The sequence below is a fragment of the Pseudomonas sp. NPDC089401 genome, assembly GCF_044749485.1.
Lineage (GTDB): Bacteria > Pseudomonadota > Gammaproteobacteria > Pseudomonadales > Pseudomonadaceae > Aquipseudomonas.
Genome location: NZ_JBIVIA010000001.1, coordinates 163,882 through 185,007, shown reverse-complemented (window position 1 = coordinate 185,007; position 21,126 = coordinate 163,882). Strand labels below are relative to the sequence as shown.

The 21,126-nt window shown below is 64.4% G+C and carries 15 protein-coding genes; 3 read left to right on the top strand and 12 right to left on the bottom strand.

The genetic code is table 11. The features are described 5' to 3' along the window. Nucleotides 1-198: 198 nt before the first annotated feature. The 7 genes from rpsA to mtnA form a co-directional block, all read right to left on the bottom strand. A complete protein-coding gene (rpsA, locus tag ACIP21_RS00845; protein WP_012313291.1) occupies nucleotides 199-1,875 on the bottom strand; it encodes a 30S ribosomal protein S1 in 1,677 nt (558 codons plus the stop codon). A 124-nt stretch (nucleotides 1,876-1,999) separates the two neighbouring features. Further along, nucleotides 2,000-2,686, bottom strand: a complete 687-nt coding sequence (gene cmk / locus ACIP21_RS00840) for a (d)CMP kinase (protein ID WP_400682869.1) — start codon at nucleotides 2,684-2,686, stop codon at nucleotides 2,000-2,002. Next, on the bottom strand, nucleotides 2,683-4,923 hold the full coding sequence (locus ACIP21_RS00835; protein WP_400682867.1) for a bifunctional prephenate dehydrogenase/3-phosphoshikimate 1-carboxyvinyltransferase: 2,241 nt from the start codon (nucleotides 4,921-4,923) through the stop codon (nucleotides 2,683-2,685). Before ACIP21_RS00835 ends, cmk begins: the two co-directional genes overlap by 4 nt. Before the next feature lie 157 nt (nucleotides 4,924-5,080). Beyond that, a complete protein-coding gene (gene pheA, locus ACIP21_RS00830) occupies nucleotides 5,081-6,175 on the bottom strand; it encodes a prephenate dehydratase (RefSeq protein ID WP_400682864.1) in 1,095 nt (364 codons plus the stop codon). Next, complete coding sequence (gene serC, locus ACIP21_RS00825; RefSeq protein ID WP_400682861.1) at nucleotides 6,175-7,260, bottom strand: 3-phosphoserine/phosphohydroxythreonine transaminase; 1,086 nt, start codon at nucleotides 7,258-7,260, stop codon at nucleotides 6,175-6,177. The genes pheA and serC overlap by 1 nt, the downstream gene beginning before the upstream one ends. 231 nt (nucleotides 7,261-7,491) lie before the next feature. Next, nucleotides 7,492-10,254 (bottom strand): DNA gyrase subunit A, encoded by a 2,763-nt coding sequence (gene gyrA, locus ACIP21_RS00820; protein ID WP_400682858.1) that lies wholly within the window; start codon nucleotides 10,252-10,254, stop codon nucleotides 7,492-7,494. Between the two features lie 352 nt (nucleotides 10,255-10,606). Then, complete coding sequence (gene mtnA / locus ACIP21_RS00815; protein WP_400682856.1) at nucleotides 10,607-11,683, bottom strand: S-methyl-5-thioribose-1-phosphate isomerase; 1,077 nt, start codon at nucleotides 11,681-11,683, stop codon at nucleotides 10,607-10,609. A 112-nt stretch (nucleotides 11,684-11,795) separates the two neighbouring features. On the opposite strand from mtnA, the gene ubiG reads away from it, so the two are divergent. From ubiG to ACIP21_RS00800, 3 genes are all read left to right on the top strand, one after another. Continuing rightward, on the top strand, nucleotides 11,796-12,494 hold the full coding sequence (ubiG, locus tag ACIP21_RS00810; RefSeq protein WP_400682853.1) for a bifunctional 2-polyprenyl-6-hydroxyphenol methylase/3-demethylubiquinol 3-O-methyltransferase UbiG: 699 nt from the start codon (nucleotides 11,796-11,798) through the stop codon (nucleotides 12,492-12,494). A gap of 2 nt (nucleotides 12,495-12,496) precedes the next feature. Continuing rightward, entirely contained in the window at nucleotides 12,497-13,168 is a 672-nt protein-coding gene (mupP, locus tag ACIP21_RS00805) for an N-acetylmuramic acid 6-phosphate phosphatase MupP (protein WP_400682850.1), read from the top strand. 155 nt (nucleotides 13,169-13,323) lie between these two features. Continuing rightward, a complete protein-coding gene (locus ACIP21_RS00800) occupies nucleotides 13,324-14,064 on the top strand; it encodes a YciK family oxidoreductase (protein WP_400682848.1) in 741 nt (246 codons plus the stop codon). A gap of 113 nt (nucleotides 14,065-14,177) precedes the next feature. Here ACIP21_RS00800 and ACIP21_RS00795 read toward each other — a convergent pair whose 3' ends face one another. The 5 genes from ACIP21_RS00795 to ACIP21_RS00775 all read right to left on the bottom strand — a co-directional run bounded on the left by ACIP21_RS00795 (nucleotide 14,178) and on the right by ACIP21_RS00775 (nucleotide 21,062). Further along, a complete protein-coding gene (locus tag ACIP21_RS00795) occupies nucleotides 14,178-14,963 on the bottom strand; it encodes a TenA family transcriptional regulator (RefSeq protein ID WP_400682845.1) in 786 nt (261 codons plus the stop codon). 39 nt (nucleotides 14,964-15,002) lie between these two features. Continuing rightward, nucleotides 15,003-17,459, bottom strand: a complete 2,457-nt coding sequence (locus ACIP21_RS00790; RefSeq protein ID WP_400682843.1) for an EAL domain-containing protein — start codon at nucleotides 17,457-17,459, stop codon at nucleotides 15,003-15,005. A gap of 206 nt (nucleotides 17,460-17,665) precedes the next feature. Further along, nucleotides 17,666-19,498, bottom strand: coding sequence for an ABC transporter ATP-binding protein (locus ACIP21_RS00785; protein ID WP_400682840.1), 1,833 nt, complete (start codon nucleotides 19,496-19,498; stop codon nucleotides 17,666-17,668). After that, the gene (locus ACIP21_RS00780) at nucleotides 19,491-20,126 is read right to left on the bottom strand and encodes a DsbA family protein (protein ID WP_400682838.1); all 636 of its coding nucleotides are present in this window, start codon (nucleotides 20,124-20,126) and stop codon (nucleotides 19,491-19,493) included. Before ACIP21_RS00780 ends, ACIP21_RS00785 begins: the two co-directional genes overlap by 8 nt. 3 nt (nucleotides 20,127-20,129) lie before the next feature. Then, on the bottom strand, nucleotides 20,130-21,062 hold the full coding sequence (locus ACIP21_RS00775) for a rhodanese-related sulfurtransferase (protein WP_400682836.1): 933 nt from the start codon (nucleotides 21,060-21,062) through the stop codon (nucleotides 20,130-20,132). Nucleotides 21,063-21,126 lie beyond the last annotated feature (64 nt).

Sequence of the window (21,126 nt, the reverse complement as noted above, 5' to 3'; positions counted from 1 at the left end):
TCAAGCAGCTAGATCATTGCTTAATCAGGTTGTAGCACGCTCGGAGGGTTTTGAACAGGGCGGTTCTTGACTTAATAAAAAAATTCAAGAATGGCGTGTAAGGAAATAAGAAAAAACCCTACTGCAAGGCGGGAACGGAAATACGGGCAAAAAAAAGGGTGGCCCGAAGGCCACCCTTTTTTACCGATCAAACAGAACTCAGTTCTGCTTGGCCATAGCTTCGCGCAGCAGCGCGGCCATGGTGGTGTCGGCAGCCGCTTCCGGAGCGTTTTTCAGGCTCTGGATGGCTTCACGCTCTTCAGCGTCGTCTTTCGACTTGATCGACAGGCTGATGACGCGCGATTTGCGGTCAACGCTGATGATCTTGGCTTCGATCTCTTCGCCTTCCTTCAGGACGTTACGCGCGTCTTCAACGCGGTCACGGCTGATTTCGGAAGCTTTCAGAGTGGCTTCGATGTCGTCGGCCAGGGTGACGATGGCGCCTTTGGCGTCAACTTCTTTCACGATGCCCTTGACGATAGCGCCCTTGTCGTTGACAGCAACGAAGTTGGAGAACGGATCGTCTTCCAGCTGCTTGATGCCCAGGGAGATGCGCTCGCGCTCTGGGTCAACCGACAGGATGACGGTTTCCAGTTCGTCGCCCTTCTTGAAGCGACGCACGGCTTCTTCGCCGGTTTCGTTCCAGGAGATGTCGGACAGGTGAACCAGACCGTCGATGCCGCCGTCCAGGCCGATGAAGATACCGAAGTCGGTGATCGACTTGATGGTACCGGTGATCTTGTCACCCTTGTTGAACTGGCCGGAGAAGTCTTCCCATGGGTTGGACTTGCACTGCTTGATGCCCAGGGAGATACGACGACGCTCTTCGTCGATGTCCAGAACCATGACTTCCACTTCGTCGCCAACCTGAACGACTTTCGACGGGTGGATGTTCTTGTTGGTCCAGTCCATTTCGGAAACGTGTACCAGACCTTCAACGCCTTCTTCCAGCTCAGCGAAGCAGCCGTAGTCGGTCAGGTTGGTCACGCGAGCCTGTACGCGAGTACCTTCTGGGTAACGGGCAGTGATAGCTACCCACGGATCTTCGCCCATCTGCTTCAGACCCAGCGAAACGCGGTTGCGCTCGCGGTCGAACTTCAGAACGCGTACGTCGACTTCGTCGCCAACGTTAACGATTTCCGAAGGGTGCTTGATGCGCTTCCAGGCCATGTCGGTGATGTGCAGCAGGCCGTCGATGCCGCCCAGGTCCACGAATGCGCCGTAGTCGGTGAGGTTCTTGACGATACCTTTGACTTGCTGGCCTTCCTGCAGGGTTTCCAGCAGGGCTTCGCGCTCGGCGGAGTTCTCGGCTTCCAGCACGCTGCGACGGGAAACGACAACGTTGTTGCGCTTCTGGTCCAGCTTGATGACCTTGAATTCCAGCTCTTTGCCTTCCAGGTGGGTGGTGTCGCGCACTGGGCGGACATCAACCAGGGAGCCCGGCAGGAACGCACGGATGCCGTTAACGTCGACAGTGAAGCCGCCCTTAACCTTACCGTTGATAACGCCCTTGACCACTTCTTCGGCGGCGAAAGCTGCTTCCAGAACAATCCAGCACTCGGCGCGCTTGGCTTTTTCACGGGACAGCTTGGTTTCGCCAAAGCCGTCTTCGACCGCGTCCAGCGCAACGTGAACTTCGTCACCGACCTTGATGGTCAGCTCGCCAGCTTCGTTGTAGAACTGCTCGAGCGGGATGACGCCCTCGGACTTCAGGCCAGCGTGTACGGTAACCCAGTCGCCGTCGATGTCGACAACGATACCGGAGATGATGGCACCCGGCTGAAGATTGAGGGTTTTCAGGCTTTCTTCAAAGAGTTCTGCAAAGCTTTCGCTCATTTTAATTCCTGTAGATTCGGGCGAAACATACGCCCCTCGCCACATTCCAGACAATGTGGGTCTGTTTTAAGTAAAGGAAAACCGGCAGGACGTTGACTGGTGAACCTGCCTGCTCTCCTGGCTATCAAAGCAAGTCGCGCTGAGCGAGCTCGCTCCTGATACGTTGCAGCACCTGCTCGATGGACAACTCGGTGGAGTCCAGCTGAATGGCATCGGCCGCTGGTTTCAGCGGGGCCACTGCACGCTGGGTGTCACGCTCGTCGCGCGCACGAATCTCATCTAGCAGACTCGACAGACTAACATCTTCACCCTTGCCCTTCAACTGCAGGTAGCGGCGACGGGCACGCTCCTCGGCGCTGGCAGTGAGGAACACCTTGAGTGGCGCGTCCGGGAACACCACGGTCCCCATGTCGCGGCCATCGGCGATCAGGCCCGGCATTTCACGGAACGCCCGCTGACGCTCCAGCAGCGCATCGCGCACCGCCGGCAGCGAAGCGACCATCGACGCACCGGCGCCGACGGTTTCGGTACGAATGACCTGGCTGACGTCCTCACCTTCGAGGATGGTTTGCTGAAGCTTACCGGGCTGGGCGGCGATGAACTGCACATCCAGATGGGCGGCAAGCTTGGTCAGCAGCTCTTCGTTGGTCAGGTCGACGCCGTGGTTGCTGGCATTGAAGGCCAGCAAACGGTACAGCGCACCGGAGTCCAGCAGGTGCCAGCCCAGCTCGCGCGCCAGCAGCCCGGCAACCGTGCCCTTGCCCGAGCCGCTTGGGCCGTCGATGGTGATGACCGGAGCCTGGGTATTCACGCTGCCCCCTCTTCGGCGACGCGGATACCGACGTCGGCGCACAGTTTGAGGAAGTTCGGGAACGAGGTGGCGACGTTGGCGCAGTCATGGATGCGGATCGGCGCGCTGGCGCGCAGCGAGGCGACGCTGAAGGCCATGGCGATGCGGTGGTCACCGTGACCATGCACTTCGCCGCCGCCGATCTGGCCGCCATCGATGATGATGCCGTCCGGGGTCGGCTCGCACTTCACACCCAGGGTGATCAGGCCGTCGGCCATGACCTGGATGCGGTCGGATTCCTTCACCCGCAGCTCTTCGGCGCCACGCAGCACGGTACGCCCTTCGGCGCAGGCCGCGGCGACGAACAGCACCGGGAACTCGTCGATGGCCAGTGGCACCAGCTCTTCAGGGATGTCGATGCCCTTCAGCTTGGCGCCGCGCACGCGCAGGTCGGCCACCGGCTCGCCGCCGACTTCACGCTGGTTTTCCAGGGTGATGTCGCCGCCCATCAAGCGCAGGATGTCGATCACGCCGGTACGGGTCGGGTTGATGCCGACGTGCTCGAGGACCAGCTCCGAGCCTTCGGCGATCGACGCGGCCACCAGGAAGAACGCCGCGGAGGAAATGTCCGCCGGCACTTCGATGCGGGTCGCGCTCAGCTTGCCGCCGGATTGCAGCGAAGCCACCGGGCCGTTGGTCTCGACCGCATAGCCGAAGCCGCGCAGCATGCGCTCGGTGTGGTCACGGGTCGGCGCAGGCTCGGTGACGGTGGTCTTGCCTTCGGCATACAGACCGGCCAGCAGCAGGCACGATTTGACCTGGGCACTGGCCATCGGCAGCGTGTAGGTCAGCGCCTTCAGCTTGCTGCCACCACGGATGGTCAGCGGCGGGCGGCCGTCCGGGCCGGTCTCGACCACGGCGCCCATTTCCCGCAGCGGGTTGGCCACGCGGTTCATCGGGCGCTTGGACAGCGAGGCATCACCGGTCATGGTGACGTCGAACGACTGGCCGGCCAGCAGGCCCGACAGCAGACGCATCGAGGTCCCGGAGTTGCCGACGTACAGCGGGCCGGGCGGCGGCTTGAGGCCGTGCAGGCCGACGCCATGGATGGTCACGCGACCGTGGTTCGGGCCTTCGATGACCACCCCCATGTCACGGAAGGCCTGCAGGGTCGCCAGGGCGTCCTCGCCTTCGAGGAAGCCTTCGACTTCGGTCGTGCCTTCGGCCAGCGAGCCGAGCATGATCGAACGGTGGGAAATCGACTTGTCGCCCGGTACGCGGATTCGCCCGCTCAGGCGGCCACCCGGTTGGGCCAGGAAAATCAGATCGTTGGCGTTCATAGCGTCCACATAGGCCCGGCGGGCCAGGATTTTACTGAAATGCTCGCGGGCAACGCGTGCGCGGGTGAAGACCCCCAGCAGCTGATGCCCGTCCCCAGCATCGACCGCGTCGCGCAAGGCGTCGAGGTCGCTGCGAAATGTGTCCAGGGTGCGCAGGACCGCCTCGCGATTGGCGAGGAAGATGTCGTGCCACATGGTCGGGTCGCTGCCGGCGATTCTTGTGAAATCGCGGAAACCTCCCGCAGCGTACCGGAAGATGTCGAGGTTTTCATTGCGCTTGGCCAACGAATCGACCAGGCCGAAAGCCAGCAGGTGCGGCAGGTGACTGGTGGCGGCCAGAACTTCGTCATGGCGCTCCACCGGCATGTGCTCGACATCGGCATCCAGCGCGCGCCACAAGCGGTCGACCAGGGCCAGGGCGGCCGGGTCGGTCTCTTCCAGCGGCGTGAGGATGACCTTGTGACGGCGGAACAGGGTGGCGTTGGCGGCCTCTACCCCGCTCTGCTCGGAACCGGCGATCGGGTGGCCGGGCACGAAGCGCGGCAGGCGCTGACCAAAGACGGCCCGCGCCTCACGCACGACATTGCCCTTGGCACTGCCGACGTCGGTGATGATCGCATTGCCGAGGTCAAGCTGGGCCAGGCGGGCCAGGACCTTTTCCATGGCCAGGATCGGCACGGCGAGCTGGATCACGTCGGCGCCGACACAGGCGGCGGCGAGGTCGGCTTCGCAGCGATCGACCACGCCCAGGTCCACGGCCAGCTTGCGCGACGGGGCGTCCAGGTCGACGCCGACCACTTCGCGGCACAGGCCGCTTTCACGCAGGCCCTTGGCGAACGAGCCGCCGATCAGGCCGAGGCCGACCACCACCAGGCGGTCGATGATTGGCGCGGGTTTGGTGTTTGCTGCATTTACCACTGGTGCGAACCCTGTTCTGGAATCTTGGCAGTTCTGTTGGATCGTTGGGGCCGCTTCGCGCCCCATCGCGGCTGAAGCCGCTCCTACAGGGATACACGAAACCTGTAGGAGCGGCTTTAGCCGCGATGGGCCGCAAAGCGGCCCCAGCAATCTCAAATCAAAGCACCGCCTTCGGATAGGAACCCAGCACCTTCAGCGCCACGGCCTCTTGGCTGATCTTCTCCAGCACCGCCTTGATCAGCGGGTCACGGTGATGGCCAACGAAGTCGATGAAGAACACATAGGTCCACTTGCCGCTGCGCGACGGACGGGTCTCGATGCGGGTCAGGTCGATGCCATTCTCGTGGAACGGCACCAGCAGCTCGTGCAACGCACCCGGCTTGTTGCTCATCGAAACGATGATCGAGGTCTTGTCGTCGCCGGTCGGCGGCACTTCCTGCTGACCGATCATCAGGAAGCGCGTGGAGTTGTCCGGGCGGTCCTCGATCTTCTCGGCCAGGCGGGTCAGGCCATACAGGCTGGCCGCCATGTCGCCGGCGATCGCCGCCGAGTTCCACTCGCCCTTGACCCGCTTGGCGGCTTCGGCGTTGCTGGACACCGCAACACGCTCCACATTCGGGTAGTGCGCGTCCAGCCACTTGCGGCACTGGGCCAGCGACTGGGCGTGGGAGTAGATGCGGGTGATGCTGTTGGTCTTGGTGCTTTCGCCCACCAGCAGGTGGTGGTGAATGCGCAGTTCGACTTCACCGCAGATCACCATGTCGTGCTCGAGGAAGCTGTCGAGGGTGTGGCTGACAGCGCCTTCGGTGGAGTTTTCCACCGGCACCACACCGAAGTTGACGGCACCGGCCGCCACTTCGCGGAACACTTCGTCGATGGCCGCCATCGGGCGGCTGACCACGGCGTGGCCGAAGTGCTTCATGGCCGCCGCCTGGGTGAAGGTACCTTCAGGGCCGAGGTAGGCGACCTTGAGCGGCTCTTCCAGGGCCAGGCAGGAAGACATGATCTCGCGGAACAGCCGCGCCATCTCTTCGTTGCCCAGCGGGCCCTTGTTGCGCTCCATCACGCGCTTGAGCACCGCGGCTTCACGCTCGGGACGATAGAACACCGGCTTTTCGCCTTCGGCCAGCGAGGCAGTCTTGACCCGCGCCACTTCTTCGGCGCAGCGGGCGCGGTCACTGATCAGCTCGAGGATCTTCTCGTCGAGGCTGTCGATGCGAACGCGCAGGGCTTTGAGTTCCTGTTCGGACATCAGCCGTGCTCCTTCTCGAATTCGGCCATGTAGGCCACCAGGGCTTCCACCGCTTCCAGGCCCAGGGCGTTGTAGATCGAGGCACGCATGCCGCCGACCGAACGGTGGCCCTTGAGGTTGAGCAGGCCGCGGGCGTCGGCACCGGCCAGGAAGGCCTTGTCCAGGCGCTCGTCGGCCAGGCGGAACGGGACGTTCATCCACGAACGGGCATTGTGCGCGATCGGGTTGGTGTAGAAATCGCTGGCATCGATGAAGCCGTACAGGCGGTCCTTCTTGGCCCGGTTGCGCTGCTCCATGGCGTCGACGCCACCCTGCTCCTTGAGCCACTCGAACACCAGGCCCGAGAGGTACCAGGAATAGGTGGCCGGGGTGTTGTACATCGAGCCGTTGTCGGCCGAGACCTTGTAGTCGAGCATGGTCGGGCAGCTGCTGCGGGCGCGGCCGAGCAGGTCTTCGCGGACGATCACCACCACCAGGCCGCTCGGGCCGATGTTCTTCTGCGCGCCGGCGTAGATCAGGCCGTACTGGGAGACGTCGATCGGGCGCGAGAGGATGTCGGAAGACATGTCGACCACCAGCGGCACATCACCGGTTTCCGGCACCCAGTCGAACTGCAGGCCACCGATGGTCTCGTTGGATGCGTAGTGGACGTAGGCGGCGTTCTTGGTCAGCTTCCACTCGTTCTGGCCCGGGATGGCCAGGTAGTCGTAAGGCTTGGCGCTGGCAGCGACGTTGATGCTGCCGAAGCGGCGCGCTTCCTCGATGGCCTTCTTCGACCAGATACCGGTCTCGACGTAGTCGGCGGTGGCGTTTTCCGGCAGCAGGTTCAGCGGGATCTCGGCGAACTGCTGGCTGGCGCCACCCTGCAGGAACAGGACCTTGTAGTTGGAGGGGACGGACAGCAGGTCACGCAGGTCCTGCTCGGCCTTCTCGGCGATGGCCACGTAGTCGTCGCTGCGATGGCTCATTTCCATCACCGACAAGCCCTTGCCGTTCCAGTCCAGCATTTCGGCCTGGGCACGCTGCAACACAGCGTCAGGAAGCGCGGCAGGGCCTGCGCAGAAGTTAAAGGCTCGTTTGCTCACATCCACTCTCGCTCTGCCAAATAGAACAAATCTACAATCTTCAATGCTGTCGAGGCCCCTGTGGGAGCGGGTTTACCCGCGAACAAGGGCAAAGCCCTTGCCAGGCACCGCAGCGCCTTCTTCGCGGGTAAACCCGCTCCCACAGGGGATTGCACCGCCCTGAAGGACGTTGCCGTCTCTAATCAGTCAAACGGGGCGACCTTGGTCGCCCCGCTCGGGTTTTACGCTTGCTTATTCCTGCGGTGCCTCTTCGGCGCCTGCAGCTTCGTCATCCGGCGCATCGGCCTCGACGCCCTCCTCGTCCGTCTCGATCACTTCATCGAGTTCGTCCTCGGATGGCTCCTGGATACGCTCCAGGCCCACCAGGGTTTCGTCGGCGGCCAGCTTGATCAGGGTCACGCCCTGGGTGTTACGGCTGAGGCTGGATACCTCGCCGACCCGCGTGCGCACCAGGGTGCCCTGGTCGGAGATGAGCATGATCTCTTCACCTTCCTGCACCTGGATGGCGCCGATCAGCAGGCCGTTGCGCCCCTTGGTGCCCATGGCGATCACGCCCTGGCCGCCACGCCCGCGACGCGGGAACTTGGACAGCGGGGTGCGCTTGCCGAAGCCACGCTCGGACGCGGTGAGGATCTGCGCGCCGGACTCGGGGATCAGCATCGAGATGATCTGCTGGCCCTTGCCCAGCTTCATGCCACGCACGCCACGGGCGGTACGGCCCATTTCACGCACCACGCTCTCGGCGAAGCGGATCACCTTGCCCGCGTCGGAGAACATCATGACTTCCTTGGCGCCGTCGGTGATGGCGGCCGCGATCAGCGTATCGCCTTCCTTGAGCTTGAGCGCGATCAGGCCATTGGAGCGCGGACGGGCGAACTGCACCAGCGGGGTCTTCTTGACGGTGCCGGAGGCAGTGGCCATGAAGATGTAGGCGCCGGTGGCTTCTGCCACCCACTCAGGGGTGTCGCCGTCTTCTTCGTCGACTTCCTCGGCCTCCACCAGCTCTCCTTCGAGCACGGTGTCGTCGGCGTCTTCCAGCTCTTCGTCGAGGTCGGCGTTCTGCTGCAGGGCCTCGAGGTCGATCTGCAGCATGGCGGTGATGCGCTCACCCTCCTCCAGCGGCAGCAGGTTGACCAGCGGGCGACCACGGGCGGCACGGGACGCTTCGGGAATTTCGTAGGTCTTCTTCCAGTACACCTTGCCCTTGCTGGAGAACAGCAGCAGGGTGGCATGGCTGTTGGCGACCAGCAGGTGCTCGATGTAGTCCTCGTCCTTCACGCCGGTCGCCGACTTGCCCTTGCCGCCGCGGCGCTGGGCCTGGTAGGCGGACAATGGCTGGGTCTTGGCATAACCACCGTGGGAGATGGTCACCACGCGCTCTTCTTCCGGGATCATGTCGCCGTAGTTGAGGTCGTGGGTGGCATTGAGGATTTCGGTGCGGCGGGCATCGCCGTATTCGGCACGGATCGCCTCGAGCTCTTCGCGGATCACTTCCATCAGGCGCTGGGCGCTGCTGAGGATGCGGATCAGCTCGCCGATCTGCTCCAGGATCTCCTGGTATTCGGCCAGCAGCTTTTCATGCTCCAGGCCGGTCAGGCGGTGCAGGCGCAGGTCGAGGATCGCCTGGGCCTGTTCCGGCGACAGGAAGTACTTGCCGTCATGCAGGCCGTACTGCTCCGGGAGGTCTTCAGGGCGGCAGGAGTCGGCGCCGGCGCGCTCGACCATGACCTGCACGGCGCTCGATTCCCACGGCGTGGACACCAGGGCTTCCTTGGCTTCCGACGGGGTCGGCGAGGCCTTGATCAGGGCGATGACCGGATCGATGTTGGACAGCGCCACCGCCTGGCCTTCGAGGATGTGGCCGCGCTCGCGAGCCTTGCGCAGCTCGAACACGGTACGCCGGGTCACCACTTCGCGGCGGTGGCGGACGAACGCTTCGAGCAGGTCCTTGAGGTTGAGCAGGCGCGGGCGACCGTCGACCAGGGCGACCACGTTGATGCCGAACACGCTCTGCAGCTGGGTCTGCTGGTAGAGGTTGTTGAGCACCACCTCCGGCACCTCGCCGCGACGCAGCTCGATGACGATGCGCATGCCGTCCTTGTCGGACTCGTCGCGCAGCTCGGTGATGCCCTCGATCTTCTTCTCTTTGACCAGCTCGGCGATCTTCTCGATCAGGCGGGCCTTGTTCAGCTGGTACGGCAGTTCGGTGATGACGATCTGCTGACGGCCACCGACCTTGTCGATGTCCTCGATCTCGGAGCGGGCGCGCATGTAGATGCGGCCGCGGCCGGTGCGATAGGCCTCGATGATGCCCTGGCGACCGTTGATGATGCCGGCAGTCGGGAAGTCCGGGCCGGGGATGAACTGCATCAGCTCATCGATGGTGACTTCCGGGTTGTCGATCAGTGCCAGGCAGCCATCGATGACCTCGCCGAGGTTGTGCGGCGGGATGTTGGTCGCCATGCCCACGGCAATACCGCTGGAACCGTTGACCAGCAGGTTGGGGATGCGGGTCGGCATGACCGCCGGGATCTGCTCGGTACCGTCGTAGTTGGGTACCCAGTCGACGGTCTCTTTGTGCAGGTCGGCCAGCAGCTCGTGGGCCAGCTTGGTCATGCGCACTTCGGTGTATCGCATCGCCGCGGCGTTGTCGCCGTCGACCGAACCGAAGTTGCCCTGGCCATCGACCAGCAGGTAACGCAGCGAGAACGGCTGAGCCATACGCACGATGGTGTCGTAGACCGCGGTGTCGCCGTGCGGGTGGTACTTACCGATCACGTCACCGACCACACGGGCGGATTTCTTGTACGGCTTGTTCCAGTCGTTGCCCAGTTCGCTCATCGCATAGAGGACGCGACGATGCACGGGCTTCAAGCCGTCACGCGCATCGGGCAGCGCTCGCCCGACAATCACGCTCATCGCGTAGTCGAGGTAAGACTGTCTCAGTTCGTCTTCGATATTGACCGGGAGGATTTCTTTGGCCAGTTCGCCCATGAGAAGCCTGATTCCTTTTTTCGGGTGAAACTTCGCAGCTCCATCAAGGGCCGAACGAAGCTCGCCGCCGCAGCGCATAAGGGTGCGACGACTTACGACAAATCAATGAGTTGTTGCATGGATCTGCGCAATGAAGGCCGCCTTCGTGGGCGGTCCTGGAAACTGCCGGATGTTATCACAAAGGCGGGGCGGTGGGGAGAGCTGGCAGGCGGCCGCAGGCTGGGGGTTTTGGTTGCCAGTACCGGCCCTTTCGCGGGTAAACCCGCTCCCACAGGTACACCACCGACTTCATGCCCTGTGATATCCCTGTGGGAGCGGGTTCACCCGCGAAAGGGCCGGCACAGGCAACGATTCAGTGCAGGCGCTTACGGCACATCAGCTGCGCCAGCTTGGCGGTATCGGGCCGTTCGACGATGCCACGTTCGGTGACGATCACGTCGATCAGGTCCGCCGGGGTCACGTCGAACACCGGGTTGAACACCTCGACATCCGGCGCCACCCGCGTGCCGGCATAATCCAGCAACTCGTCGGCCTCGCGCTCCTCCAGCGGAATGTCCTCGCCAGTGGCCAGGTTCAGGTCGATGCTGGTGCTCGGCGCCACCACCATGAAGCGCACGCCGTGGTGCATGGCGCTGACCGCCAGCTGGTAGGTGCCGATCTTGCCGGCCATGTCACCGTTGGCGGCGATGCAATCGGCACCGACCACCACCCAGGTGATGCCCTTGCTCTTCATCAGGTGCGCCAGCGCCGAATCGGCGCACAGGGTCACCGGAATGCCTTCGCCGGCCAGCTCCCAGGCGGTCAGCCGCGAGCCCTGCAGCCAGGGCCGGGTTTCCCCGGCATAGACGCGCTCGACCATGCCCTCCAGGTAGCCTGCGCGGATTACCCCCAGCGCGGTGCCGAAGCCGCCGCTGGCCAGGGCGCCGGCATTGCCGTAGGTGAGCAGGGTCTGGGCATTGCCCTGATGGCGACGGATCAGCTCGATGCCGTGCTGGGCCATGGTCAGGTTGGCTTCGCGATCGCTTTCATGGATGGCCACCGCTTCGGCCTCCAGGGCGGCCAGCACGTCCTCCTCCGGGCGCAACCGCTGCAGCCGCTCGCGCATGCGGTTCAGCGCCCAGAACAGGTTGGCGGCGGTAGGACGCGCCTCGGCCAGGCAGAGGAAATCCTCCTCCAGGTCCATCTCCCAGTCGCCGCCCTCGGCCAGCCGCTCCTCCACGGCCAGCACCAGCCCGTACGCTGCGGCAATGCCGATGGCGGCGGCGCCGCGCACGGCCATGTCTCGGATCGCCGTGACCACCTGCGCGACATTGTCGCAGGCCAGCCAGCGCTCCTGCGATGGCAGCAGGCGCTGGTCGAGCAGGTGCAGGGCGCCGCCGTGCCAGCGGATCCCGGTCACCTTCTCCGCCGCCAAAAGTCGCTCGCGCATCGCCTCTCCCCGCCATTTGGATATCAAAAGCCGGCGATTATAGCGACCCCCGGCCGCAGGCGCTCGGGTATACTGCGCCCCATTTGAAGTGCAAGTTCCAGAGGATTGTTCAATGAGCAACGTCGACCACGCCGAAATCGCCAAGTTCGAAGCCTTGGCCCACCGCTGGTGGGACCGCGAAAGCGAGTTCAAGCCGCTGCACGACATCAACCCGCTGCGCGTCAACTGGATCGACGAGCGCGTCGGCCTGGCCGGCAAGAAGGTGCTCGACGTGGGTTGCGGCGGCGGCATCCTCAGCGAAGCCATGGCCCTGCGTGGCGCCACCGTCACCGGCATCGACATGGGCGAGGCGCCACTGGCCGTGGCCCGGCTGCACCAGCTGGAGTCCGGCGTGCAGGTGGAGTACCGGCAGATCACCGCCGAAGCCCTGGCCGAAGAGCTGCCCGAGCAGTTCGACGTGGTCACCTGCCTGGAAATGCTCGAGCACGTGCCCGACCCGTCGTCGGTGATCCGCGCCTGCTTCCGCATGGTCAAGCCCGGCGGCCAGGTGTTCTTCTCGACCATCAACCGCAATCCCAAGGCCTACCTGCTGGCCATCGTCGGCGCCGAGTACATCCTCAAGATGCTGCCGCGCGGCACCCACGACTTCAAGAAGTTCATCCGCCCGTCCGAACTCGGCGCCTGGGCCCGCGTGGCCGGCCTCGAGGTCAAGGACATCATCGGCCTGACCTACAACCCGCTGACCAAGCACTACAAGCTCAGCAACGACGTCGACGTCAACTACATGATCCAGACCCTGCGCGAGGAATGAGCATGCGCTTGCGAGCAGTACTCTTCGACATGGACGGCACCCTGCTCGACACGGCGCCGGACTTCATCGCCATCTGCCAGGCCATGCTCGCCGAGCGCGGCCTGCCGGCCGTCGATGACAAGCTGATCCGCGACGTGATCTCCGGCGGCGCCCGCGCCATGGTCGCCGCGACCTTCGCCATGGACCCCGAGGCCGAAGGCTTCGAGGCCCTGCGCCTGGAGTTTCTCGAGCGTTACCAGCGCGACTGCGCGGTGCACAGCAAGCTGTTCGACGGCATGGGCGAGCTGCTGGCCGACATCGAAAAGGGCAACCTGCTGTGGGGCGTGGTGACCAACAAGCCGGTGCGCTTCGCCGAGCCGATCATGCAGCAGCTGGGCCTGGCCGAGCGTTCGGCGCTGTTGATCTGCCCGGACCATGTGAAGAACAGCAAGCCTGACCCCGAACCGCTGATCCTCGCCTGCAAGACCCTGGAGCTGGACCCGGCCAGCGTCCTGTTCGTCGGCGACGACCTGCGCGACATCGAGTCCGGCCGCGACGCCGGCACCCGCACCGCGGCGGTGCGCTACGGCTATATTCATCCAGAGGACAACCCCGACCACTGGGGCGCCGACGTGGTGGTGGACCACCCACTGGAACTGCGCAAGGTGCTCGACAACGCCCTGTGCGGCTGCTGAACGCCTCTCCCCGGCCCGGACACCATCCCTGTGGGAGCGGGTTTACCCGCGAAAGCGTCAGCCCAGCCAACACCGGCGCCTAATCGTACGCATTCGCGGGTAAACCCGCTCCCACAGGGGCCGGTGTCACGCCCACGAACTCGAAGGAAAGCACCATGTTCGACTACACCGCCCGCCCCGGCCTGCTCTCTGGCCGCGTGATCCTGGTCACCGGTGCCGGCCGCGGCATCGGCGCCGCCGCCGCCAAGGCCTACGCCGCACTGGGCGCCACCGTGCTGCTGCTGGGCAAGACCGAAGCCAACCTCAACGAGGTCTACGACCAGATCGAGGCCGCCGGCCACCCGCAGCCGGTGGTGATCCCGTTCAACCTGGAAACCGCCCTGCCCCACCAGTACGACGAACTGGCGGTGATGATCGAGGAGCAGTTCGGCCGCCTCGACGGCCTGCTCAACAATGCCTCGATCATCGGTCCGCGCACGCCGCTGGAGCAGCTCTCTGGCGACAACTTCATGCGCGTGATGCACATCAATGTCGACGCCACCTTCATGCTCACCAGCACCCTGCTGCCGCTGCTCAAGCTGTCGGAGGATGCCTCGGTGGTGTTCACCTCCAGCAGCGTCGGGCGCAAGGGCCGGGCCTACTGGGGCGCCTACGGGGTGTCGAAGTTCGCCACCGAGGGGCTGATGCAGACCTTGGCCGACGAACTGGAAGGCGTGGCACCGGTGCGCTCCAACAGCATCAACCCGGGCGCCACGCGCACGGCGATGCGGGCGCAGGCGTATCCGAGCGAAAACCCGCAGAACAACCCGCTGCCTGAAGAGATCATGCCGGTGTACCTGTACCTGATGGGGCCGGACAGCAAGGCGGTGAATGGCCAGGCGCTCAACGCACAATAAAACAGGACCGGCCTCTTCGCGGGTAAACCCGCTCCCACAGGGACACCACAGGGCCAGAGGGCAGTGTTATCCCTGTAGGAGCGGGCTTGCCCGCGAAGAGGCCCGTGCAGGACTCAGCCAGCCGCCAAAGCCGGGCGCATGCGCCCCTGCTGCCGCCCCTCCAGCTGCATGCACCGCTCCAGGAACAGGAACATGCAGTCGTAGCTCTTGCACACCGCCTTGCGCAGCTCGTTGCGCAACCCCAGCGTCGGGTTCTCCCCCGCCAACGTGCAGATGATTTCCAGCGCCTCCCACGGGTGCGCATCGTCGTACTGGGCATGCATCTTCAACCACTTCATCGCCCGCTTGCGCTGCTCCTCGGGGAAGCCCATGGCGTAGGTGTCCTCGGCACAGACCACCGCCGACCACTCCCCGGTCGCACCCTCGATCGCATAGTTGGTCGCCGCCATGGCAATGGCCAGCGATTCGGTCGCGCACACCCGCCAGCACCAGTCGTTGAGCCCGTTCAGCTCCGGCGGCACCTCCTGCGACTGCAAGTCATGCAGGTGCACACCGTGGGCCTGGCACCAGTGCACCCAGTAGTCGGCATGGTTGAGCTCGACGCGGATGTTGCGCATCAGCCAGCGCCGCGCCATGTCTTCGCCGGGGTGGCGGGCATAGCGGGTCTTGGTCAGGTTGTGCGCCATGTACAGCGAAAACTGCTCGACCACCGGCCAGCCACCGATCAGGTACTGGCGAATGGTCGCCGGCCGCAACTGGCCGTCGCGCAGGCGCTGGTAGAACTCATGCTCCACCACCCGGCGCTTGCTCTCGCGGCAATCCTCGATCAGTTCCTGGGCCCAGGCGGGGTAACTGGCCGGGTCCATCAAGGGCCCGATACGAACGAATGCATCAATCACTTTCAGCTCCTTGATCCCTGTGATCTTGCGGACGTATTCCTAGCGAAAAGTCCCCGGCGCCCGATGCAGCAAGGGTCGCGCGGCAATCCGTTGGCGCTGCAGACTGTCGCAGGTAAAGACCTGCGGCCGTTCTATGAGGTAGCCCTGGGCGTAGTCCACGCCGATTTCCTGCAAGGCCTGCTCGATCAACGGTGTTTCGACGAACTCGGCAATGGTCCGCTTGCCCATGACATGGCCGATGTGGTTGATCACCTCGACCATGGCCCGGTTTACCGGATCGTCGAGCATATCTTTGACAAAACTTCCGTCGATCTTCAAGAAGTCGACAGGTAAATGTTTCAAATAGGCGAATGACGACATTCCGGCGCAGAAGTCGTCCAACGAGAACTTGCAGCCCAGCCCCTTCAATTCGTTGATGAAGCGAATGGCACTGCCGAGGTTGGCGATGGCACTGGTTTCGGTGATCTCGAAACAGATCAGCCGCGGCGGGATGGAAAATTCGACGAACAGTCGCTGCAGGTACTCGAGGAACTTGTCATCGCCGATGCTCGTCCCCGACAAGTTGATCGCGCACATCGCCAGCGGCCCCTCGCGGCCTTCGTCCAGGCACTGGCGCACCACCTGGAACACATTGCGCACCACCCAGCGGTCGAGGGCGGTCATCAACCCGTAGCGCTCGGCCGCCGGGATGAAGCTGTCGGGCAGGATGGTGCGGCCGCTTTCATCGTGCAGGCGCAGCAGGATCTCGATGTGCCCGGGGCCTTCGATGGCCTTGAGCGGGGCGATTTCCTGGCAATAGAGGCAGAAGCGGTTTTCTTCCAGGGCCACGTGCAGGCGCTGGATCCAGGCCATCTCGCCAAAGCGCATGGACAGCTCGCTGTCGTCGGCGTGGTACACCTGGACCCGGTTGCGCCCCTTTTCCTTGGCCATGTAGCAGGCCATGTCGGCGGCGCGCAGTGACGCCTCCAGGGTGCCCGGGGCCTGGGCGATGTGCACCAGGCCAATGCTGACGGTGGTCACGAAGGGCCGGCCCTTCCACACGAAATGCAGGCTCTGCACGGCCTGGCGCAAGCTTTCGGCAATCCGCTCGGCCTGGTCGGCGGGGCAGTTTTCCAGCAACACGCCGAACTCGTCGCCGCCCAGCCGGGCCAGGGTGTCGCCCTCGCGCAGGCCGGACTGCAACACGGCACAGATGTGCCGCAGCAGCTCGTCGCCGGCGGCATGGCCGCAGGTGTCATTGACCAGCTTGAACTGGTCGAGGTCGAGGAACATCAGCGAATGCCGCCCTTGCTGGCGCACCAGGCCATTGAGCGCCTGTTCCAGGCGGTATTCGAACTCGCGGCGGTTGGCCAGGCCAGTCAGGGCATCGTGGGTCGCCTGCCAGGAGAGGTTGGCGATGTACTGGCGCTCCTGGGTCATGTCGTGCAGCACCAGCACGATGCCTGCCACCTGGCCCTGGTTGATGATCGGCGAGCCGACCAGGTTGATCGATACCGTGCTGCCATCCAGGCGCTGGATCAACCGGGCATGCTCGGCACCGCCCTTGAGGCTGCCACTGAGCACCTGCTGGACCAGCGGGCAGCTGTCAGCCTCGGCCTGCTCGTCGACCAGGCTGAACAGCGCGCCCAGCGGCAAGCCCTGGGCCTCGTCGGCCTGCCAATGGGTCAACTGCTCGGCGGCCGGGTTCATGTAGCCGATATTGCCCTCCACGTCGGCCGTGATCACCGCATCGCCGATGGCCTGGAGGGTGATCTGCGCCCGCTCCTTTTCTTCCTGCAGGGCCGTGGCGAAGGCCTGGCGCTGGGCCAGCAGCTTGCTTGAACGGCGCCAGGCGATGGTGATCAGGATGAATGCGGTCAGCAGGTTGGTGATCAGCAGCACCCGCAACAGCATCCGCGAGCCCTCGCCCAGGGCATCGCTGAAGGCCTTGGCCGCCGGCGTCACGCCCTCGTTGATGGCGACGATGCGGGCCTTCCAGTCGGCCAGCTTGAGCGCGTCGAACTGGCCCGAGGCAAAACCGTCGCGCATCTCGCCGGCCAGCACGTCGAGCTTGGCCAGGTAGGCATCACCGACGTTCCAGTAGTCGATCGCCGTCTGCATGTAGCTGATCTGGCGGAAGTTGCGGTAGAACCAGATGATGCGGTCGACATCGTCGGGGTGGTTGCCACCCTGCAGCACCGCCAGCCGCGCACCTTCCACATCGGGAGTGGCCTGGTCGAGCAGTTCGCGCAGTTCGTGGTCACCCTGGGGGATGGCCATGACCTGGTGATAACGGCGCAGGGTGCGCTCGTCGCGGTCGTCGGCATACAGGTTGAGGTAGTAGATGGCGTCCTTCTGCGCCTTGGACCAGAGGCTTTCTCCAGCGACATAGGCGCGCACCGCCGACAGCGAATAAAGGCTGAGGCTGCCCAGCAGCACCTGGAAAACTACAACGGCGACAAAGGGCCAGATGATCCCCAGCAGCCTTGGCGCCTCTAGCGTGCGATTTCCCTTCATGTATTCCCTGTCACAGAGCAGATAAGGCTCGAATCAACCCAGACAAGCACAGCGTAGGCCATTTGCCATCTAAGTGGAGGGAATTTTAAGGCTGGAGGTCGGTGCTGGATTCTTCGCGGGCAAGCCCGCTCCCACACCCAGCCCAATGATGCACCTGTGGGAGCGGGTTTACCCGCGAAAAGGCCGGAACAGGCCATGCAAAGCTGTCAGGTCTGCTGCAGATGCCCATACAACTTGGCATACAACCCACCCTCGGCAATCAGCTGCTGGTGGTCGCCATCCTCGGCCACACGCCCGCCGTCGAACACCAGCACCCGGTCCGCCTGCTTCACCGCCGACAGCCGGTGGGCGATGATCAGCGTGGTGCGGCCACTGAGGAAGCGCGCCAGGGCCTGGTGCAGGTTGTACTCGGTGGCGGCATCCAGCGCCGAGGTGGCCTCGTCGAGGATCACCACCTTGGGCTCGGCCAGCACCATGCGGGCAATCGCCAGGCGCTGGCGCTGGCCGCCGGACAGGCGCACGCCGGAGCGCCCGACCACACTGTCCAGGCCTTGCGGCAAGGCAGCGATGGTTGCATCCAACTGGGCGATGCGCAGTGCCTGCCAGCAGGCCTCGTCGGTGCAGTCGCGGCCCATGGTCAGGTTGGCGCGTACACTGTCGTTGAACAGCGACGGGTGCTGCAGCACCACCGCGACGTTCTCGCGCAAGGTCTCCAGGCCGACCTCCTGCAAGCTCGCGCCACCGAAACGGATGGTCCCCGCCTGGGCGCTGTACAGCCCCAGCAGCAATTGCACCAGGGTGCTCTTGCCACCGCCACTGGCGCCGACAATGGCCACCTTCTCGCCCGGCGCGATGGACAGGTCGAGCTGGTCGAGCACCGGCTCGTCGGCATAGGCGAAGCGCAGGTCGCGCACTTCGATGCCGACGGTCTGGCGCCCGGCGAACGGGTCGCTGGCGGCCGGATACTGCGGTTCGTCGGCCCGCGACAACAGCTCGTTGAGCCGGCTCAGCGCGCCGCCGGCGGCGTAATAGGCGTATTGCAGGTTGAGCAGTTGTTCCACCGGGCCGATCATGAACCACAGGTAGCTGAACACCGCCAGCATCTGGCCGATCGACAGGTCGGAAAACAGCACGGTGAGCATCGCCGCGGCGCGGAAGATGTCGATGCCGAACTGGAACAGCAGGCCACTGGCGCGGCCACTGGCATCGCTCTTCCACTGCGACTCCACGGCATAATCGCGCACTTCCCGGGCGCGCAGGCCGAGGCGGCCGAGGAAGTAGCCCTGGCGATTGCCGGCACGGATCTCCTGGATGGCGTCGAGGGTCTCCGAGAGTGCCTGGGTGAAGCGCGAGGTGCTGTCGTTTTCCAGCTTCTTCAGGTGCTTGACGCGCTTGCCCAGTTGCACGGTGAAGTAGATCACCAGCGGGTTGAACAGCAGGATCAGCAAGGCCAGCTTCCAGTGCATCCAGATCAGGATCACTGCCGTGCCGGTCAGGGTCAGCATGGCCACCAGGAAACGGCTGAGGGTTTCGCCGACGAACTTGTCGAGGGTGTCCAGGTCGGTGACCAGGTGGGTGGTCACCGTGCCGCTGCCGAGGTTTTCGTACTCCTTGAGGGAAATGCGCTTGAGCCGCTCGATCAGGCGGATGCGCAGGCGGTAGACGATGTCCTTGGCCAGCCCGGCGAACAGCTTGGCCTGGACCACGTTGAAGGCCAGCGCGGCCAGGCGCAGGCTCAACGTCACCGCCAGCATCAGGCCGATGTAGCCGGCCGCCACCTGCCAGCCGCTGGGCAGCAGGTGGTTCATCCACTTCAGCGCGGCATCGCCGTGGCCAAGCAGCACTTCGTCCACCAGCAACGGCAGCAGCAAGGGGATGGGCACGCTGCAAAAGGCCGCCAGCACGGCGACCAGGTTGGCGGTCCAGAGGTGTTTCTTGTGGTGCAGGGCCAGGCGGCGGATTTCCGCCCAGCTCAGGCGATCAGGCACAGCGGCGGGCTTCCCTGGCACCGGGTCGGGCGACCCAGGCAGATCAAGCACAGGTGGACCGCCGTTCCAGCCAGCGGCCCAGCAGCGGTTGCAGGCTGTCCAGCGGCTGGTAGCCATTGGTCAGCAAGGCCAGCTGGCCGTTGCGCTCGGCGAGCAGGGTCGGGAAACCGGCGATGCCCAGGTCCTGCACCCAGGCGAAGTCGGCGGCCGTGGCGGCGCGCACGTCGTGCTCGGCGAAATGCTGGGCAAACCGCTCACGGTCATAGCCGGCCTGCGCGGCCAGCTCGACCAGCTGCGGGGCGCGGGTTACATCCACGCCCTGCTCGTAGAACGCCTGCTGGATCAGCCCCAGCAAGGCCCACACCCGCTCGCCGTCCAGCGCCCGGGCAGCCACCAGGGCACGGCAGGCAGGCTCGGTGTCGTAGACAAAACCATCGGGCATGGCACCGTCGAAACGGAACGCCTGGCCGGTGGCCTCGTGCACCGCCTGCCAGTGCTCGAGGATGTACTTGCGCGTCGAGGCGTCCAGCGCGCTGCCGCCGCTACGCAGGCCGCCCGGCACCAGGCGCGTCGGCACACCCGCCGCCGCGGCCTGGGCGATCAACGCCTCGGCCACCGGCGCGAAGCCCCAGCACCAGGAACACATCGGGTCCATCACGTAGAGCAGGCGGTCAGTCATGGGTCAAGCCTCGGCCTTGTAGTTGAAACCGATCGGGTGTGGCTGGTTGCGCGCCTTGGCCAGTTCGATCTGCTTCTGCCGGTCGATGGCACTGCGGCGGGTCTTCTCGCTCAGGCTGTCCCAGCAATGCGGGCAGCTGACGCCTGGCGAATAGTGCTCGGACTCGCGTTCCTGGGCATTGATCGGGTGGCGGCAGGCATGGCACTGGTCGTACTCGCCTTCGCTCAGGTCGTGACGCACCGTGACGCGGTTGTCGAAGACGAAGCAGTCGCCGTCCCAGAGGCTTTCTTCCTGGGGCACTTCCTCGAAGTATTTCAGGATGCCGCCCTTAAGATGATAGACCGCCTCGAAGCCTTCACCGAGCATGTAGCTGGAGGCTTTTTCACAGCGGATGCCGCCGGTGCAGAACATGGCGACCTTCTTGTGCTTGCTCGGGTCGAAGTTGGCCTTGATGTAGTCGGGGAACTCGCGGAAGGTCTCGGTCTTCGGGTCGATGGCGCCCTTGAAGGTGCCGATGGCCACTTCGTAGTCGTTGCGGGTGTCGATCAGCAGCACTTCCGGGTCGCTGATCAGCTCGTTCCAGTCCTTGGGCTCGACATAGGTGCCGACCGCCTGGTTCGGGTCCACGCCCGGCACGCCGAGGGTGACGATCTCTTTCTTGAGCTTGACCTTGGTGCGGTAGAACGGCTGCTCGTCGCAGTAGGACTCTTTATGGTCGACATCGACCAGGCGCGGGTCGTTGCGCAGCCAGGCGAGCAGGCCGTCGATACCTTCGCGGGTGGCCGAAACGGTGCCGTTGATGCCTTCGTGGGCCAGCAGCAGGGTGCCTTTGACGCCGTTGTCGGCCATGGCCTCGAGCAGCGGCTCACGCAGCTCGACGTAGTCTTCCAGGGTGACGAACTTGTACAGCGCCGCCACGACGATAGCTTGGGACATTTACGGTGAATCTCCAGGTGGGTGCCCTCGTAAGGGGCGAACCGGGTTGACTTGGAAAAAGCAT

Bases quoted from the DNA above. Each gene is read 5' to 3' on its own strand.
- ACIP21_RS00775 (WP_400682836.1), bottom strand. From the start codon at position 21,062: ATGTCCCAAGCTATCGTCGTGGCGGCGCTGTACAAGTTCGTCACCCTG.
- mtnA (WP_400682856.1), bottom strand. From the start codon at position 11,683: ATGCGCGAGCGACTTTTGGCGGCGGAGAAGGTGACCGGGATCCGCTGG.
- ACIP21_RS00800 (WP_400682848.1), top strand. From the start codon at position 13,324: ATGTTCGACTACACCGCCCGCCCCGGCCTGCTCTCTGGCCGCGTGATC.
- pheA (WP_400682864.1), bottom strand. From the start codon at position 6,175: ATGTCCGAACAGGAACTCAAAGCCCTGCGCGTTCGCATCGACAGCCTC.
- gyrA (WP_400682858.1), bottom strand. From the start codon at position 10,254: ATGGGCGAACTGGCCAAAGAAATCCTCCCGGTCAATATCGAAGACGAA.
- mupP (WP_400682850.1), top strand. From the start codon at position 12,497: ATGCGCTTGCGAGCAGTACTCTTCGACATGGACGGCACCCTGCTCGAC.
- ACIP21_RS00780 (WP_400682838.1), bottom strand. From the start codon at position 20,126: ATGACTGACCGCCTGCTCTACGTGATGGACCCGATGTGTTCCTGGTGC.
- rpsA (WP_012313291.1), bottom strand. From the start codon at position 1,875: ATGAGCGAAAGCTTTGCAGAACTCTTTGAAGAAAGCCTGAAAACCCTC.
- ACIP21_RS00790 (WP_400682843.1), bottom strand. From the start codon at position 17,459: ATGAAGGGAAATCGCACGCTAGAGGCGCCAAGGCTGCTGGGGATCATC.
- ubiG (WP_400682853.1), top strand. From the start codon at position 11,796: ATGAGCAACGTCGACCACGCCGAAATCGCCAAGTTCGAAGCCTTGGCC.